The sequence below is a fragment of the Ferdinandcohnia sp. GQ5 genome (assembly GCF_059759275.1).
In genome coordinates, this window is record NZ_JCAXEW010000001.1 from 241,240 (window position 1) to 258,258 (window position 17,019).

At 36.4% G+C, this 17,019-nt stretch carries 13 protein-coding genes; 3 read left to right on the forward strand and 10 right to left on the reverse strand.

What is annotated here, in order from left to right:
• Window positions 1-70 precede the first annotated feature (70 nt).
• From AC6CHV_RS01145 to AC6CHV_RS01155, 3 genes are all read right to left on the reverse strand, one after another.
• Complete coding sequence (locus AC6CHV_RS01145; protein ID WP_498077919.1) at window positions 71-1,867, reverse strand: ABC transporter transmembrane domain-containing protein; 1,797 nt, start codon at window positions 1,865-1,867, stop codon at window positions 71-73.
• On the reverse strand, window positions 1,851-3,590 hold the full coding sequence (locus tag AC6CHV_RS01150) for an ABC transporter transmembrane domain-containing protein (protein ID WP_498077920.1): 1,740 nt from the start codon (window positions 3,588-3,590) through the stop codon (window positions 1,851-1,853). Before AC6CHV_RS01150 ends, AC6CHV_RS01145 begins: the two co-directional genes overlap by 17 nt.
• 116 nt (window positions 3,591-3,706) lie before the next feature.
• Entirely contained in the window at window positions 3,707-5,041 is a 1,335-nt protein-coding gene (locus AC6CHV_RS01155) for an MFS transporter (RefSeq protein WP_498077921.1), read from the reverse strand.
• Between the two features lie 125 nt (window positions 5,042-5,166).
• On the opposite strand from AC6CHV_RS01155, the gene corA reads away from it, so the two are divergent.
• Window positions 5,167-6,117, forward strand: coding sequence for a magnesium/cobalt transporter CorA (corA, locus tag AC6CHV_RS01160; RefSeq protein WP_341331656.1), 951 nt, complete (start codon window positions 5,167-5,169; stop codon window positions 6,115-6,117).
• Window positions 6,118-6,196: 79 nt separating this feature from the next.
• Here corA and AC6CHV_RS01165 read toward each other — a convergent pair whose 3' ends face one another.
• Window positions 6,197-8,416: a glycoside hydrolase family 3 N-terminal domain-containing protein gene (locus tag AC6CHV_RS01165; protein ID WP_498077922.1), complete on the reverse strand. Its 2,220-nt coding sequence runs from the start codon at window positions 8,414-8,416 to the stop codon at window positions 6,197-6,199.
• A gap of 479 nt (window positions 8,417-8,895) precedes the next feature.
• Between AC6CHV_RS01165 and pepF the strand changes: the two genes are divergently transcribed.
• Window positions 8,896-10,710: an oligoendopeptidase F gene (pepF, locus tag AC6CHV_RS01170; RefSeq protein ID WP_498077923.1), complete on the forward strand. Its 1,815-nt coding sequence runs from the start codon at window positions 8,896-8,898 to the stop codon at window positions 10,708-10,710.
• A gap of 84 nt (window positions 10,711-10,794) precedes the next feature.
• Here the strand turns inward: pepF and AC6CHV_RS01175 are convergent, their stop codons facing one another.
• The 3 genes from AC6CHV_RS01175 to AC6CHV_RS01185 all read right to left on the reverse strand — a co-directional run bounded on the left by AC6CHV_RS01175 (window position 10,795) and on the right by AC6CHV_RS01185 (window position 12,504).
• Entirely contained in the window at window positions 10,795-11,271 is a 477-nt protein-coding gene (locus tag AC6CHV_RS01175; RefSeq protein WP_498077924.1) for an NUDIX domain-containing protein, read from the reverse strand.
• Window positions 11,272-11,342: 71 nt separating this feature from the next.
• Complete coding sequence (locus AC6CHV_RS01180; RefSeq protein ID WP_498077925.1) at window positions 11,343-11,732, reverse strand: VOC family protein; 390 nt, start codon at window positions 11,730-11,732, stop codon at window positions 11,343-11,345.
• A gap of 16 nt (window positions 11,733-11,748) precedes the next feature.
• The gene (locus AC6CHV_RS01185; protein ID WP_498077926.1) at window positions 11,749-12,504 is read right to left on the reverse strand and encodes a methyltransferase domain-containing protein; all 756 of its coding nucleotides are present in this window, start codon (window positions 12,502-12,504) and stop codon (window positions 11,749-11,751) included.
• 147 nt (window positions 12,505-12,651) lie between these two features.
• Between AC6CHV_RS01185 and AC6CHV_RS01190 the strand changes: the two genes are divergently transcribed.
• Window positions 12,652-13,092 (forward strand): GNAT family N-acetyltransferase, encoded by a 441-nt coding sequence (locus AC6CHV_RS01190; RefSeq protein WP_440273440.1) that lies wholly within the window; start codon window positions 12,652-12,654, stop codon window positions 13,090-13,092.
• A gap of 57 nt (window positions 13,093-13,149) precedes the next feature.
• Here the strand turns inward: AC6CHV_RS01190 and AC6CHV_RS01195 are convergent, their stop codons facing one another.
• From AC6CHV_RS01195 to AC6CHV_RS01205, 3 genes are all read right to left on the reverse strand, one after another.
• Entirely contained in the window at window positions 13,150-13,638 is a 489-nt protein-coding gene (locus AC6CHV_RS01195; RefSeq protein WP_121448659.1) for a hypothetical protein, read from the reverse strand.
• A 158-nt stretch (window positions 13,639-13,796) separates the two neighbouring features.
• Window positions 13,797-16,166 carry a polyprenyl synthetase family protein gene (locus tag AC6CHV_RS01200; protein ID WP_498077927.1) on the reverse strand — a complete coding sequence of 790 codons (2,370 nt, stop codon included), beginning with the start codon at window positions 16,164-16,166 and terminating at the stop codon, window positions 13,797-13,799.
• A 135-nt stretch (window positions 16,167-16,301) separates the two neighbouring features.
• Complete coding sequence (locus AC6CHV_RS01205) at window positions 16,302-17,003, reverse strand: methyltransferase domain-containing protein (protein ID WP_498077928.1); 702 nt, start codon at window positions 17,001-17,003, stop codon at window positions 16,302-16,304.
• Between the last annotated feature and the right edge of the window lie 16 nt (window positions 17,004-17,019).

Below are 17,019 nucleotides of genomic sequence, written 5' to 3' on the forward strand. Positions count from 1 at the left end.
TCACCCTTAATTCTTATTTAGGTTTATCATTTGATGATGCCCTATAGAATATAAAAGGTAATTTTTGGATTTAGATAACCTGATTCTCTAATTGACTATGATAGAGGTTATGATAATACCCTTTTTGCTCTAAAAGGGAGAGATGATCCCCTTTTTCGATGATTTCTCCGTCTCTCAAAACAATAATTTGGTCTGCTCTTTCAATCGTATTTAAGCGGTGGGCAATGAAGAAGCTTGTCTTCCCCTTCATTAATCGTTGTAGTGCTTCTTGGATTTTCATTTCTGTGACAGTATCAATGCTACTTGTTGCTTCATCTAGGATAAGAATGGACGGGCTTGCAAGAATGGCTCTTGCGATTGATAGTAGCTGCTTCTGTCCCTGACTAATGCCACTACCATCTTGGTTTAAAATCGTATGATACTGTTTCGGAAGTTTCATGATAAACGAGTGTGCATTTGCCAATTTTGCAGCTTCTATTACATCTTCGTTCGTTGCATCTAGTTTCCCATAACGAATATTTTCCAATATAGAGGCTTGGAACAGATAAACATCCTGAAGCACAAAGCCCATATTTTGACGAAGGCTTTCCCTTGTCATGGACGAGGTATTAACTCCATCAATTTTTATCGAGCCTTCGTCCGGTTCGTAAAATCTGGAAAGTAAATTAATAATCGTTGTTTTCCCAGCACCCGTTGGGCCAACAAAGGCAACTGATTCTCCTACTTTTACTTCAAATGATACATCTTTAATTGTATTGCCACCCTTGTCATAGGCAAAAGAAACATGGTTGAATTCGACCTTACCATGAATTTTATGCATGTTTTTCGCATTGGTTTCGTCCTTAGCCTCTACTTCTTCATCTAAAATATCAAATACACGTTCAGCGCCTGCAATAGCGGATAGTAATGTATTGAATTGATTGGCTAAGTCATTCAGTGGGCGAGTGAATTGTCTTGAATACTCTGCAAAAATGACAATCGTTCCGATGGTGATATGTCCATTTAAAGCAAGTATCCCACCAATCCCTGCAATGATTGCAAAGCTTAGATTATTTAATACGTTCATAAGTTTCGGGATAAAACCAGAATAAGCTTGTGCATAATAGCCTGCTTTCTTTAGTTTTTCACCCTTTTCTAAAAATTCATTGATCACTTTTTCCTCTTGTGAAAAAGTTTTTACAATTCTTTGACCAGAAATCGTTTCTTCGATATAACCGTTCAGTTCTCCCAAATAACGTTGCTGTTCCTTAAATAGCTTCCCTGTTCGTTTTGTAATCCACTTAATCCCGATGAACATGATAGGGATGATAATCATCGTAATCAGAGTTAACAGAGGGCTTAGCCAGACCATTATCGCTATAGTACCAACCAATGTAAGTAAACTTGAAAAAATTTGAATGACTGACGTATTCAAAGTTGAGCTTACATTTTCAATGTCATTTGTAATTCGGCTCATCAGTTCCCCATGTTGGCGTTTATCAAAAAAGTGAATGGGTAACCGATGTAACTGCTCGAAAAGCTCAGTTCTCATAGAAAAGACTGTATTTTGAGCAATCCCTACCATCCAATAGTTTTGATACCACAGAGAAATGGAATGAAGAATATACACAATTCCTAAACTAAGAAGTACAATGAGGATTCCATTATTGTCTTTTGTTACGATATATTCGTCAATTCCTTTACCTAACAAGTACGGACCAAGGAGACCAAGCCCTGAACTCACGACTACCATAGCTAAGACAGCGATTAATAATTTATTATTGACCGCCAAATAGGACCAAATTCTTTTGACAGTACCCATTCTGTCCTTAGCCTGTTGTGGCTTACTCCCATCATTTTGTTTAGGGCGATTAATTCGCGTTGACATGGGCTTGTCCCCCCTTTCCGAACTGTGTTTCAAAGACTTTTTGATAAAAAGCTGAGGTTTGTAAAAGCTCTTCATGGTTTCCGGAGGCAAGTAATCTTCCATCTTCCAGCAGTAAAATCGTATCAGTTTCCATGGCTGTGTAAATCTTGGAAGTAATGATCAATGTTGTACAGGTGTATGCTTTCAATGCCGTTAATAATTGGGCTTCTGTTCTTAAATCTAATGCACTTGTACTATCGTCCAATAGCAGAATTTTAGGGTTGCGAACAAGTGCTCTCGCAATTGATATACGCTGTTTTTGTCCTCCAGATAAGTTAACTCCTTTTTGACCAATGATGGTATCGTATTGTAATGGAAGCTTTTCAATCGTTTCATGAATTTGGGCCACCTTTGCTGCTTCTATGATTTCTTCCATCGTCGCATCCTGTTTACCCCAGCGTATATTCTCTTTGATCGTTCCCGTGAACAACAATGCCTCTTGAGGAACATAGCCAATTTGTTTTCTCAATTCATCAAGTTTTCGATTCTTCACATCTATCCCGTCAATCTCAACACTTCCATGAATCACATCATATAATCGTGGAATTAATTGAAATAAGGATGTCTTACCTGAACCGGTTGCACCAAGGATTGAGACTGTTTCACCTGGCTTAATTAAGAAAGAAATATCATGTAAAACCTTCACGCTTGTTCCAGGATACTTGAAATCAACATGAGAAAATTGAATGCTACCTTCCGGATTTTTCATACTTTTAACATTCTTTGTTGACTCTATTAAGTCAACTTCAGTATCTAATACATCAATGACACGTTCAGATGAAGCTTTTGCTCTTGAAAAATGCATGATAATCCATGAAAATACACCAAGTGCACCGGTAATCCTTGTCGTATAATTGATGACTGCAACAACTTCCCCAACTTGAACATTCCCTTTACTCACATCTATACTTCCAAACCATAGAATCGCAATGATGCTGCCATTCATCAAGAGCAAAAGTACCGGCATTGTCAATTCAATAAGGCGAAGCGATGTTATCGTTTTTTTCTTTAAGTCTTCATTGGCATGTATGAAACGGAATGTTTCATGTTTCCATCGCACAAACGCTTTGATAAGTCGCATCCCCGATAGGTTTTCCCTCATCACTTCATTGACTGTATCTAGTTTTTGTTGAACAGATTGAAATAGCCTTCTTGCTTTTGTCATTACAAAAATAAGAAATAATATTAAAAAAGGGATTGTTAATATTAGCATCATCGATAGCTTGGCATTTACGAGGAATGCCATAACCATTCCAAAAATGATGAGCATCGGTGCCCGAATGGCGATTCGAAGACTCATAAATACGGTATTTTGTAACTGGGTGACATCATTGGTCATTCTCGTAATTAATGTTGCTGTATCAAATTTTTGAAGATTTGCAAATGAGAAGGATTGAATTTTCCCAAACAATTCTTTTCGAATGTCAAAAGCAAAACTTTGACTGGCATGTGATGCAAAAAAGGAATTTGTAATACCGGATAAAAACGCAAGAAGCGAGATACCGACCATAATTCCTCCCCACTTCATTACAACAGAAAGATCATTTTGTAGTATACCATCATCAATCACTTTTGCGATTAAAAGCGGTTGCAAGAGTTCCACCGTGAGTTCAACAAAAGTCAAAACAAGAGCAACCGAAATGGCTAGTCGATAGGGTTTTAAATACGAAAAAATTCTAAACATAAGGGCCTCCAAAATGTATACCAACAAATTATTTCAAATTCCGAATTATTTTAATCATACAATAAAATCATATATTATTATAGAAAAAAACACCAAAAGCATCCGCTTTTGATGTTTCAATGATTTTCTAGTTTGTGAGAATATAATTTATTGCTGACCAAAAAGCTAATAATCGTTGCAAGAGTAACTGAAACTAACATATAGAGTATCAAATGATGCATTCCTTTTCCCACATCAACCTGACTTGTAATAAGCATTCCCATAATACTTGCCCCAAAGGTGGTTCCAATGTTTCTTGCAAAGAATTGAAGACTTGTTGACATTCCCTTTTGATGAGCTTCTGCTAATTCTTGTGATCCAATTGTCCCGATTGTAACGACTATTCCGAATGCGAAACCTTGAATCGTTAAAATCATGAAAATATACCAGAAACTTGTGTCTTTATTCATGAAAAATGCAAGAACTGCGGATAATATGAGCAGGCCGTTTCCTAGAAAGATTGTTTTTCGATATCCATATTTTAAGATTAGGTTTCCTGCCGGAACAGATGCAAGCATCCAGGCAACACTCATTCCGAATAGTACGAGTCCACTAACTGTTATTGAAATCCCTTGAACTTCCTGCATAAACAATGGAACATAGTTAGAAAACGCAAAAATACTTAAAAAGATTAAAAAACCATTAATATTCAACCAAGAAATGTTCTTATTCTTTAATATTTCAATTGGGATGAAGCGTTTATCTGATTTTTTCTCGGCGTATATAAATGCAATTAAAAAGAGGATCCCAATTATATTGTAGATTACAAGATTTTCAGTTGTAATGGTGTTCATTAAAAATGCCAGCATACTTCCAGTAAAAAGAAATGCGCTAAGATAATTAAGCGGATTTTTATCCTTAGTAATGTTTTCTTTGTAAGGAATTAAACATAAAAGGACAATGATTCCAATTGGAATATTAATAAAAAATATCCAACGCCATGAAAGTGTCTCTACAAAATAGCCCCCGACAAGCGGTGCGATGACAGCAGCAACTCCCCACATAGCTGAGAAGAACCCTTGAATTTTTCCGCGTTTTTCAATCGAATAAAGGTCACCGGCAATGATCATGGTTAGTGGTGATACTCCACCAGCACCTAAGCCCTGGATTCCACGGTACACGATTAGTTCTACCATCGAATCTGCTAATCCACAAAGTAATGAACCGATTGTAAATAGAATGATAGAAATACTAAAAATTTTTTTCCTTCCATAAATATCGGCAAGTTTCCCGAATATTGGTAAGGAAACAGTAGAAAATAAAACATAGATGGCAAACATCCACCCATAAAACTTATATCCACCTAGTGTTTCTGCAATTGTAGGGGCAGTTGTTTGGAGGATTGTCGTATCCATAGCACTGATAAGCATCGCAAGTACAATACTTACTAACACAAATGGTCTAGATTTCATAATGTCTTCCCCTTTTTTACTTTGAATTACTCCATTATACTACAAAAATTGGAAAAAATAAGTTATATGTTTTTTCAAAAATATTCTTTACAAACAAGATTTTATAAATAAAATGAGGTTATTTAATGATTCGCATTCTTGCAATTAGTCATCAAAATGAACGTTTAACTGATATCTCGATTACAGAAATAAAGGATATAGATTGTAAATGGTATTGGATTGATTTTAACAGACCAACAGAATCGGAAATTGAAGAATTGTCTAAAACACTTCAATTTCACCCACTGGCTATAGAAGACTGCATCCATGTGTTGCAACGACCTAAATTAGATTTTTACGAAAAAAATACCTTCTTTGTTTCTCACAGTCTTCATCGATTAACACTAGAAAAAGAAGAAATCAATATGTTTCTAGGCGAAGAATATATAGTGACCTTTCATTTATCAGAATTAGGTGAAATAAATGATGTGTGGAATCGATTAATGGTTACTGAAATGATTGAGAATTGGGACCCCTCCCTCGTGTTGTATCATATCATTGATAAGCTGGTTGATAATTATTTTCCTATTGTGTATCAACTTGAAGATACCTTAAATCATATTGAGGATAATTCAAATGAAAAATCGATGGAAGAGCTACTAGATGAACTTTTTGATACGCGTCATAATTTACTTACCTTACGTCATACGGTGATACCAATGAGGGATTTGGTATATCGAATCATCAACTCACATCGACTTGACTTATTGCAGCATCGAATTGAGTATTTTCATGATATCCATGATCACCTGTTACGTCTAACTGAAAAAATTGATGCGAGCCGAGAGCTTACTGCGGATATACGAGATAGCTATTTGTCATTGAATTCCCATCAAACCAATAAAGTGATGCGCATTTTAACGGTTATAACGACAATTTTCATGCCGTTAACCTTTATAGCTGGTATTTATGGTATGAATTTTAGTCATATGCCTGAACTTACATATAGATATGGGTATTTTGTAATTCAAGCAATTATGATAATAATTGGAATAGGTATGTTCGTGTGGTTTAAGAAAAAAGGTTGGTTTCGGTGAGGTTACGGTATAGATGTTTTTCGAATAAGGGAGAATTCATTTGAGCCGACCAACATATATTTGGTCGGCTCTCCTTTCATTATTTCTTTTTACCCTTATTAGACTTCTCTTTTTCGTAAGATAGTCCAAATCCGTATTCGTATTTGACACCCGCTTTAGTTTTATAAGTAAAATGTTTATATTCTTCAGGTGCAAAGCTTGGAACGTCACCTACTTCTCGTTCTACGGCTTTTGCGCTAGCTGGAATTGCAAACGGAAGTTTACCAACTGGGTTGAATTTTCCTGTGATGACATCAAATACTGCTTCTTGTTGAGTACCAAATGTACCAATAAATGCAGCTGCTTTTGGTTCAAGCTTATTAATTAGCCATTGGTTCGTAAAGTTTACAGCAGTAATCGTTGGAACTGCTTTTTGAATCTCAACAATTCGGTCTATATCAGATATTCCTGTTTCTGGACCAACCGTAATTCGTGGGTTATTATCCCAGTTCGATTGAGTTGGTTTCACATATACATATGCATGAGTTGCTTCCTCAACACGATCCACTATTTCAATGTTAGGGAATTTTTCGTTAAGTGTATGCTTTAAATCTGCAGTAAAGCCTTCAGATTGTTTTTTAGATTCCTCAATCACATATTGTTCAGGATTATCATTACCTCTAGGAGCTGCAACCCCAACAAATCCTTCAACATAAAGCTTAACAGTTTCTAATTTTTCTTCAGTAAACGGTAATAATTTTTCACCCTTTACTTTATCATTACGCATTAGAACAACTGATTTTTGATGTGCTTCATAAGCTAACGCTCTGTGTTCATCATCATTTGCCAAAACAATCGCTTCTTCAGGATTTACATATGGATCTTCAAACAGTCCTAATGTCATCATTTCAGAAAGAGTATAAGTTAATGATTCATTTACTTTGTCAATGTCTAGCAGGCCATTGTTAACTGCCTCGATTAAGTATTCTGGTGTTGCACTCCCTGAAATAATATTGGTACCAGCATTTACAGCTTTTGCAACTTTTTCTGCTGCTGTTTTATCATTGTATCCCCATGCACTACCTGCAACTGCTCCAGAGTCAGAGTTAACATAACCTTTGAAACCAAGGCCTTCACGGAGGTAACGGATTATCCCTTCATTTAAGGTCATACCCACTTCTTCAAATTGCTGATCCTCTTGATTTACATAAGGTGGTAACCCCTGGTCAGCACTATCATTACTTGGATATGCATAATAAGGCATTACGGATGAAACTCCTGCTTCAATCGCTCTTTGGAACGGAGGAATGTGATACTTTTCCATACTTCCCTCTGTCGGATAAATGTTAAAGCTACCGTTTTCAAAGTGAGGATCTTGTCCATCATCACGAGCTCCGCCACCAGGGAAATGTTTTACTGTGATCGCAACACTGTCTTTCCCAAGTTCTTCACCTTGGAATCCTCTAATAATTTCATAGTTCATATCTCCAACTACTTTTGGATCTTCCCCGAATGTTTCTTCAATTCTTGCCCATAGTGGATCAGTTGCAACATCCGCCATATATCCATACACTTTACGAATACCTGCTGCTCTCCATTCTTGACGGGCAATATCGGCGAACTCACCAACAGCTTCTACATCTCTCGCTGCAGCTAAACCTAATGTCCCTGGCCAGAATGTGTGTTGATCTTGGACATTGGTGATATTTGTATAATCGGTAGATGCAGAGTTTCTAGGATTTGAAGTGATAACAACTGGGATCCCTAACTCTAAATTTTCTGCTAATTTTTGCATTTGGTTATTATAGTTTGCGATATCCCCTAAGTTTTGAGACAAACGATAAATAACATGGCGCAATTTTTTATCAGTAACAATTTTACTATTTTCCGGAGTTACAAAATTTCCATCTGCTGGATCTGCTTCTGGAGTATGTGTAGCGATGTACATCAACCCAGCCTTTTGCTCAAGACTCATTTGACTAATTAAATCAGCAACACGTTCTGATACCGGCTTTCTCCAGTCCTCGTAGACATCTAAGCTTTGGTCTCCATTTGCATCTCTATAATACTTGTCGTTAATTTTTAGGATTCTATCTTGAGTTGCTACCTCAATTTCTGGTTGACCTTCAGCTTTTTCAATTTTATAGGTTGTGATTGCACCTCTTCCGTCATACGGAGTAGCCTCTCCCTCATTGCCGGTGTACCCTTGCTCATCTGCAAAACCAATTGTAGGAGCTACAATTGAGAGTGCAAGTGTACTTGCTAATAGTTTCTTTCTTAATTTTGAAGATTTTCTGATTTGCCTTGATACTGATGCCATTTTACTTCCTCCCCTAATAAATAAAAGTTTTCACATAAAAATAGTGAGTTTTATAGAAAAATACTCCCCTTCCAAATAATTTAAATAGTTTTTTGGGGGGTATTTATTCTCAATTTCATTTCCTGCTTGATCGAATTGTTTATAGAAGGAATAATTTTGGAACGCATATCCAGTTAACGCTTTCAGAATGCGCTTCCATTTTTTAATGAAAAAATAATTAATTCGGCTACTAAACAAATTAATTACTAATATATTACCATTCAAATAATTGCAGCGTCATGAGTCTTAGTTACTTATTTAGACCGGGACTTTCGGTGGTAATTATTTTTAGTATGTATATTAAAATGTAGTATCTTTGACTAAATAATCAGATGTATTTAAATTTTTCATAAAAACTTTATGAAAATACTATTTAATCCCCCCTCTTTTCAGATATAATAATACTTAGAGTAACGAAATACTTTTTAGGAGGTAAATTTATGACAAAGGTTAAAGAAAAACTATTAACTCGTGCTGAGGTCCCTGTTGAACAAACCTGGAGACTTGAAGATTTGTTTCAATCGGTTGAAGAATGGGAACAAGAATTAGCTTCGATTGAGTCTGATGTATCAACTGTCACAAAATATAAAGGGCAATTAGGAAACGGTGCAAAAACATTCCTAGATTGTTTACTTGCAAAAGAAGAACTTCAAAAGCGAATGGTTTTACTAGGTACATATGCGAGTTTACGATTTAATGAGGACGCCACCAACCCTGAGAATCAAGGAAATGCAGCAAGGGTTTCGTCTCTTTTTTCAGCAATTGGTGCAGCGCTATCATTTATTGAGTCTGAAACACTTGCATTACCGGATGGAACAATTGAACAATACATAATAGAAGAAAAAGAATTAGAAGTATTTCAGAATAACTTAAGCTTCATCTTGGAAAAAAAGCCACATACTCTTTCACCTGAAACGGAAGAAGCGCTAGCCGCTCTAGGCGAGGTTCACGACGCACCATATATGATTTATCAACGTAGCAAAGCATCTGATATGACTTTTCCTTCTTTTAAGGACGAGGATGGTAATGAACTGCCACTTTCCTTTGCTTTATTTGAAGATCGCTATGAGCTTTCTGAAAACCCAACGGTCAGACGCAATGCATTTAATGCTTTTTCAGAAACATTGAAGAAATATCAAAATACGTTTGCTGCTGCCTATGCAACAGAAGTAAAAAAACAAGTGGCATTATCAAAATTACGTAACTATGAATCTGTTACTCATATGCTCTTGCATCCACAACAGGTTACACTTGACATGTACCATAATCAATTAGATGTTATTCAAACTGAACTTGCACCTCATATGAGAAAGTTTGCGAAATTGAAGCAGCGCGTTCTCGGCTTAGACAACCTGCACTTTAGTGATTTAAAAGCACCAATGGATCCTGATTTTAATCCAAAAACAACCTATGAAGAAGCATCAAAAACAATTCTTGAAGCTCTACAGGTGATGGGCCCAGAATACAGTGCAATCATGGAAAAAGGTCTTATTGAACGTTGGGTTGACCTTCCTGCTAACGTTGGGAAATCTACGGGTGCATTCTGTTCTAGTCCATATGGTGCACATCCTTATATTTTAATCACTTGGACTGATACAATGCGTGGTGCGTTTATATTAGCTCATGAACTTGGGCATGCGGGTCATTTTTACCATGCAAATAGCCATCAACGTGTTGGAAACACTCGTCCATCCACTTACTTTATCGAGGCGCCATCAACTATGAATGAGTTACTATTAGCGGAACATCTATTATCGAAAACAGATGATAAGAGAATGAAGCGTTGGGTAATCCTTCAATTGTTAGGAACTTACTATCATAACTTTGTGACTCATTTACTTGAGGGTGAATATCAACGTCGAGTTTATGCATTAGCCGAAGCTGGTAAACCAATTACAGCACCTGCCTTAAGTGCAATTAAAGGTGAAGTATTAAAATCTTTCTGGGGAGATACGGTGGAAATTGACGACGCAGCAAGCTTAACATGGATGCGTCAGCCACATTATTATATGGGACTATATCCATATACGTACTCTGCTGGATTAACAGCTTCTACTGCTGTAGCACAATTAATCAAAGAAGAAGGACAACCAGTAGTTGATCGTTGGATTGAAGTATTAAAAGCTGGTGGTACGATGAAGCCACTTGAACTCATGAAATATGCTGGTGTCGATATGTCTAAACCAGATGCAATCCGCAAAGCAGTTGCTTATGTTGGTGAGTTAATTGATGAATTAGAAGATCTATACGAATAATGTGAAATGCCCAGAGCTTATCTGGGCATTTTCTTACATCTTTAATCCATATACTATCCATATCAGCAAGTAATGTATTCAAACCTAAATTTCAAACGAACATTCTAATTCCCACAAACGCTCTCCGATTTCTTCGATTAGCGCCCTTGCTCTTTTTTCAATGTTGGTAGGAAGATTATCTTTGTTAAAGAACGCTAAATTTATACTTTCTCCATCGTTCATTTCTAAATTACCACTGACATTAAAAGCATGAAATAAGTTAATTACACTGTAAGTTTCATCCCCATTCGGATAACGAAAATAATATCGGGGACCAGAAAAGACACCAATTAATCTGAATTTATTTGCTATAAGTCCAGTTTCTTCTTTTAATTCACGGGTTGCAACTTCTTCAACTGCTTCCCCAAGTTCCATAGATCCGCCCGGTAATCCCCAATCCAATGTGTCCGAACGATGTTGAAAAAGAAGCTCTCTTTTATCATTAATCACAAGAATTGTAGCTCCTACTGTTATGATAGGTTGAGTACCGATTAATTTTCTTAATCTAGTAACATAGCCCATATATGTACCCCTCACTATTAGATATGTAATCTGAAAAAAACGACAAGGTGCCATTATATGAATCGTTATTGTTAACCCGTACAAGCCATTATGACATTTCCATCGAGGTCTTTGAAATTAAACCAAGCAAAGTTCTCCCCCACTCTTTCAATTTCCCTTACGATTTCGATATCACATGATTTAATAAAATCATAAGCAACATCAATGTCTTCGACTAGAAAATTAAAGATTGGATTTGGAGATGGTTCATGATTGAAAGTAGGGTCAAATGCATGGTCGTCTAAGGTTAAACTCGTTGTTCCATTAATTGGAATGTTATAAACCGGTGATTGGACACGATTAATATCTGGTTCAAATCTTAAAATCTTACTGTACCATTCAACTGATTTTTTTAAATCTGTAACATGGATGAACACTCCTCCCATTATGTTTTTTATCGGTGGTTGGTTCAATTTCTTCATATTTTGCACACTCCTTTTATAGTTTTCGAGCTTTTACGATCATCGTCGTAGGAAATTTTCGTGCTTTGTATAGCGAATAATAACGGTCAGAAACCTCCTCTTCACTTGAACGAAATATTGATGAAACATCACTTTCGATTACTTGCTCAATTGTAAATCCTGCTTTAATTAATTCGTTTAAATATGTACTCATTTTTCTTGTAGGTATTACCATCGGCGCATCTTCACCTTTAAAGTTATTGTATTTAACAAACCCTTCATTCTGGTATGATCCTTCTAGATAAATACGACCCTCTTCACTTTTTAGATGAGGATATAATGGATGATCCCAACTGAATATAAAATAACCACCAAATAACAAATAGTCATAGATTAATTTAAATGTTTCTGATAAATCTGTCGACCAACCGATTGCATAAATTGAATAAACTAAATCAAAATATTCCTTTGGTATGCCAACATCCTTCTCCATTGGAGCACAAAATAAGTGAGGATCCAAACCCGACAATGTATGGTTGGCCGTTGTAATTTGGGCATCTGACAAATCTACTCCCCATAATTCAGTAGCTCCTTTATCTGCCATGTATTTTAATGAATGTCCGCTTCCGCAGCCGATATCAAGTACTCTCCTAAGCGTTACATTATCAAACAGTCCCAGTTCATTCTCTGTTTGTGAAAACGGACCATAGCTAGGAAGAGCATCCTTTCCGTTAAAATGATGTGCTACGATATCCCAGCTTTTCTTATTGTTTATCAGAATATCACTTGTCATATTCTATACCTCCTCTAAAACATACATTCTATAAAAAATGATAATACCCTTTTCCTTAATCCCCAAAAACTTACAAAAAATTGAAGGGGATTTTCCAAGATTAAAGAATTTATTAAATATCATTACTTTAATTAGCGGAGGAAAAACATGCTTGAAGTGAAGAAAATAGAAGCAGAAATGACGTACGAATTGAGACACAGCATCTTACGCCCACATCAGCCAATGGAAGCTAGCATGTACGAATCAGATCATGAAAATGGAAGTTTCCATGTTGGAGCATTTTATTACGGGAGATTAATTAGCACCGCATCATTTTGTGCCATGTTAAACCCAGACTTTTCAAGTGAAAAGCAATATCGTCTAAGGGCTATGGCTACAGTTGGGGAATTTCGAAAGCGAGGAGCAGGAAGAGAAGTAGTGAATTATGCAGAAAGTATTCTACAAATAAAAGATATTGAACTTTTATGGTGCATGGGTAGAACGAATGTTCAGGGGTATTATGAAAGATTGGGTTTCAAGCAACATGGGGAAGTTTTTGATTATCCACCGATTGGACCTCATATTGTAATGGTGAAAAAGTTATTATAATTAAAAGAGGAGAGTTTAGGAACAATCGTTAATTCCTCTGCTCTCCTCCATTTTTCTTTAAAAACAGGTAAATGATTGAATTTGTCTTAAACTAATTCCAAAATACACCCAATTGAACCCAGTCCATCTAAATCCAGAGACAGATCTTCTGCCAACAAAAGTCGGGTAGAACCAGAATTGTCCAGGCCCACGTAGCCATACATAGGTATATCTAAACATACATCTCCTTATGCTACCAGGATCAACAGCAAATGTTTGAGCTTGTTGAGTTGGAACAAACGATGGTGGCGGTGCTGTTGGTGCTCCTCCCTGACCTTGGCCAGGAAATCCAAAAGGTGGTCCTCCTCCTTGACCTTGGCCAGGAAATCCGAAAGGTGGTCCTCCTCCTGGACCTTGACTAGGTGGTCCAAATGGAGGTCCCATAGAACCTCCTCCAAAAGATGGGAATAATGAGCCTAGTTGTCTTTCGTAATCATAATAATCTTCTAAATCAGTGTGGTATGGTAGTGATGTCGGCAATTGCCCGTTTGGGTCGTAATAATACATCTGTTAATCACTCCTTATTCATAGCCTACTAGCATCCTATTCCATAGGCTTATGCCTTTCAACTTGTACCTCAAAAATGTGCTTTTTACCTAGATGAGAGAAAAACACAAAAAACCTATCCCTGATACTCGTTAGTATCTAGAGACAGGCATTTCCTGTTAATGGTTTCTATGTACAAAATAATTTAATGTTTGTTGTAAGAATCTAGTTTTTAGTTGAAGATCTTGCAAAATTTCCATCGCCTTACAGTAATGCTCCCACATTTTTCTTTTAGCCCCCTCTAAACCAAGGACCGTGACAAAAGTTGATTGATTATTAAGAGCGTCAATACCAACCCTTTTTCCAAGTATTTCGGATGTTCCTTCAACATCTAGCAAATCATCCTTAATTTGAAAGGCTATGCCAGCATGATTGGCAAACTTTTTTAAAGCTTGAATTTTTTCGTTGTTCACATTTGCGAGGATAGAAGGCATAATGAGAGCAGCCTCAAAACCTTTCCCTGTTTTTAAATGGCACATCAGATTTAATTCTTCTAATGTTAATTGTTTTCCCTTGGAATTTAAATCCATAACTTGACCTTTGCACATATCTTCCGTACTTTGTGTCGAGTATTGAATCAATTTTAGTACTCTTTCTGGATCAAAACCAAGTGATGCTTGCTCGAAAGTGGCCCTTTGAGTCAGAAAGAGCCCCGTTAATTCCGCAATGGCGGTATTATATTCTTGATGCACAGTTTTTTGACCACGTCGAAAGGCTGCATTATCCTGTGATGGAAGATCATCATAGATTAAAGATGCCGTATGCATATACTCTAATGACTTCAGCAATGGCATAATCGTGCTTTCTTTTAACCCATATTCTTTTACACCCATCATCCAAGTTGCGATAGGTCTCAGCCTTTTTCCGCCTCCGTTCAGACTATAATTTGCAGCATTTATTACTGGTGAAACAAGGGTGTTATGTGGTTGGATGTCTATAAGGTTATCTATCTTTGTGCGCACTTCTTCAACTAGTTCAGTAAAGTCTTCTTTTTCTTGCTGTTCTTTTTTTAAGTTCGTAACCATGTGATCTCGTAGTAGTTTATCAAAAAAATCGACATCTTCTGCTTTTCGAACCATTTTCTGAACGATATGATTAAAGGCTGGATTACCCGAAGCGAATGTCTCCATCATTTCTTCATACACTTTGTTTCCTACCCGCTTTTTAAATCGTTTCAATCCATTAATAGCTCGATTCAAAATAATGTCACAGGCTTTCGGATTAGATTTGTATATGTTATGGATTAGATAAGAAATGACAGCCCAGTATAATTCATACGGGTTTATTAAGTCGGTTCGCTTCTTGTGATAGGTTAAATAATACGTATAAGGGGTTACAGCACTGTCCTTCATGTCAGAAAACATATCAGAAAAATCATCTGCAAGTTGATTATAAATCCCGTAACAGAAAATCCGTTTGTCATGACCTTCATCTTCGGGAGCATTTATTAATGAACGAACAATCAAACGTGATGAAGATGATTTAATAATAATGGGTACATATAAATCTTCATTTGTATATGTTGCATTTGAAAGTACCTTATCACGATCGATTTCTTGTGATTTAAAAAAAACATAGGATTGTTCAAAAAAAGAGTGCAACTTCTCTGCGGGTTGCTGACTCTTAATATACTGGAAGGCTTCTGAAAGTTCAGCCTCAACAAATTCAAGTAATTTCTTATTTTTCCCTGTCCAATTCCCTGACTCAGGTACAGATTCAGTAAGTAGTGTGGTACGAATCATCTCGGAATATTGCCGCTGTTCTTTGTCAGACAATATATTTGCATCCAAAAGGTCATCAATAAATGGATAGGTAAGACCATAGGAAAAGCCTAGTCGAAGGGCTTTATCTAGTTTTTGGGTGCGTACATCTTGTGCGAGGTCCTCCCCCATTTCCTCCATCTCATTAATAATGACGCCAGCGATGATTTTGAGTAATTTTCTCTGAGCATGGGTTCCATCCATTCCCTCTGGAATATTTAAAGACACCGTCTTTAATTTATCCAACAACCAAATAATCGACGATTCAATACCTTCCTTTTGTCCCCATTTATATAATCCTGCCGTACTAAAGAAATCAAATCCTTCATTTTCTTCTTTTGATACTGTTTTAAGTAAATGATCTTTCAGACTAGTAACTACGTTATCAATCCTTGATTGAGTATCAGACGCTAAAAGATCTTTTCCCATATCTCTCATAAATATATATGAAATACTTCTGTCTAAGTAATGATCTAATTTTCCAGTGTAATTTAGCCATTTTATATAACTATGATAATCCTTTGTATCAGATGGTCTGTTCGCCCCTTTCAGAAAAGGAAATGGCGACCGATGAATATGCTGATGCTTCCAAGTTTTGAAGTCTTTTGTTAGTGTTGGAATATAACTTTTGTCATTGACATCTTGATCTAGTTCTTGAAAATATTGAGCCGCTTTATGCTCAGCCAGTTGATAACATTTTTCGGCATTGTTTTTTAATCCAACATTCATTTTTTTAGATACCTCAACTTTAGTTCATTACCTTATCTTAATGATAGTAAGGTTTATTCAAAAAATATTTCATTTATTCTATCATTTTATTTTTACACCATCATTAATGGATTATCTATCAACCTCGAAACCTCACTATCTTTGAAATAATGCTGTTAAAAAACCAGGTACACCAAAAACTTGTTCTGGCTGTTCAAATACCTTCATTTCTCTTATTTCGATAGCTTTAAACTCTTTAAAAACAGACTTTAACTTTTGAGGGGTGTAGCCTAAGCCACCCTTTAGACTGCGTAATCTATAAACCTCCCAATCGGAGATATTAGAACCACCAAATTCTCCGCCCTCCTCAAAGCAAGTAATTGCAAAGTAACCATTAGGTTTTAATGCCTTTTTCACTAAATTTATGTATGATATCCTTCGATGAGGAGCAATATGGTGAAAGCAACCTGAGTCATATACAATATCGTAAGCCCCATTTTCAATCTCTAAATCAAAAATATTCTTATGAATGAAGTTTACTTGTAACTTACTCTCAGTAGCACGTTCTTCGGCCCACTTGAGAGATTCTTCAGATAAATCGACAGCATCAACTGTACATCCTTTTGCAGCAAAGTAAATTGCGTTTCGACCCGGCCCACATCCTAAATCCAAAACTTTGCCACCAGATAAGAAATTTCTATCGAAGTATGAAACTAAGTTTTCATCAGGAGAGTTTACAAAGAAGGGTATGCTTTTTTCTCTGTCAGTATAAAAAGTATCCCAAAAATGAGTGGGCTCTCGTAGTAAAGAATCTAACATTTTCATTACGTCTTCAATATCATAAATTGTCTCTGACACAAGGCATTCCCCTTTC

Coding starts and splice junctions, on each gene's coding strand:
- AC6CHV_RS01145 (WP_498077919.1), bottom strand. CDS start 1,867: ATGTCAACGCGAATTAATCGCCCTAAACAAAATGATGGGAGTAAGCCA.
- AC6CHV_RS01200 (WP_498077927.1), bottom strand. CDS start 16,166: ATGAATGTTGGATTAAAAAACAATGCCGAAAAATGTTATCAACTGGCT.
- pepF (WP_498077923.1), top strand. CDS start 8,896: ATGACAAAGGTTAAAGAAAAACTATTAACTCGTGCTGAGGTCCCTGTT.
- AC6CHV_RS01150 (WP_498077920.1), bottom strand. CDS start 3,590: ATGTTTAGAATTTTTTCGTATTTAAAACCCTATCGACTAGCCATTTCG.
- AC6CHV_RS01185 (WP_498077926.1), bottom strand. CDS start 12,504: ATGACAAGTGATATTCTGATAAACAATAAGAAAAGCTGGGATATCGTA.
- corA (WP_341331656.1), top strand. CDS start 5,167: ATGATTCGCATTCTTGCAATTAGTCATCAAAATGAACGTTTAACTGAT.
- AC6CHV_RS01175 (WP_498077924.1), bottom strand. CDS start 11,271: ATGGGCTATGTTACTAGATTAAGAAAATTAATCGGTACTCAACCTATC.
- AC6CHV_RS01180 (WP_498077925.1), bottom strand. CDS start 11,732: ATGAAGAAATTGAACCAACCACCGATAAAAAACATAATGGGAGGAGTG.
- AC6CHV_RS01190 (WP_440273440.1), top strand. CDS start 12,652: ATGCTTGAAGTGAAGAAAATAGAAGCAGAAATGACGTACGAATTGAGA.
- AC6CHV_RS01165 (WP_498077922.1), bottom strand. CDS start 8,416: ATGGCATCAGTATCAAGGCAAATCAGAAAATCTTCAAAATTAAGAAAG.
- AC6CHV_RS01195 (WP_121448659.1), bottom strand. CDS start 13,638: ATGTATTATTACGACCCAAACGGGCAATTGCCGACATCACTACCATAC.
- AC6CHV_RS01155 (WP_498077921.1), bottom strand. CDS start 5,041: ATGAAATCTAGACCATTTGTGTTAGTAAGTATTGTACTTGCGATGCTT.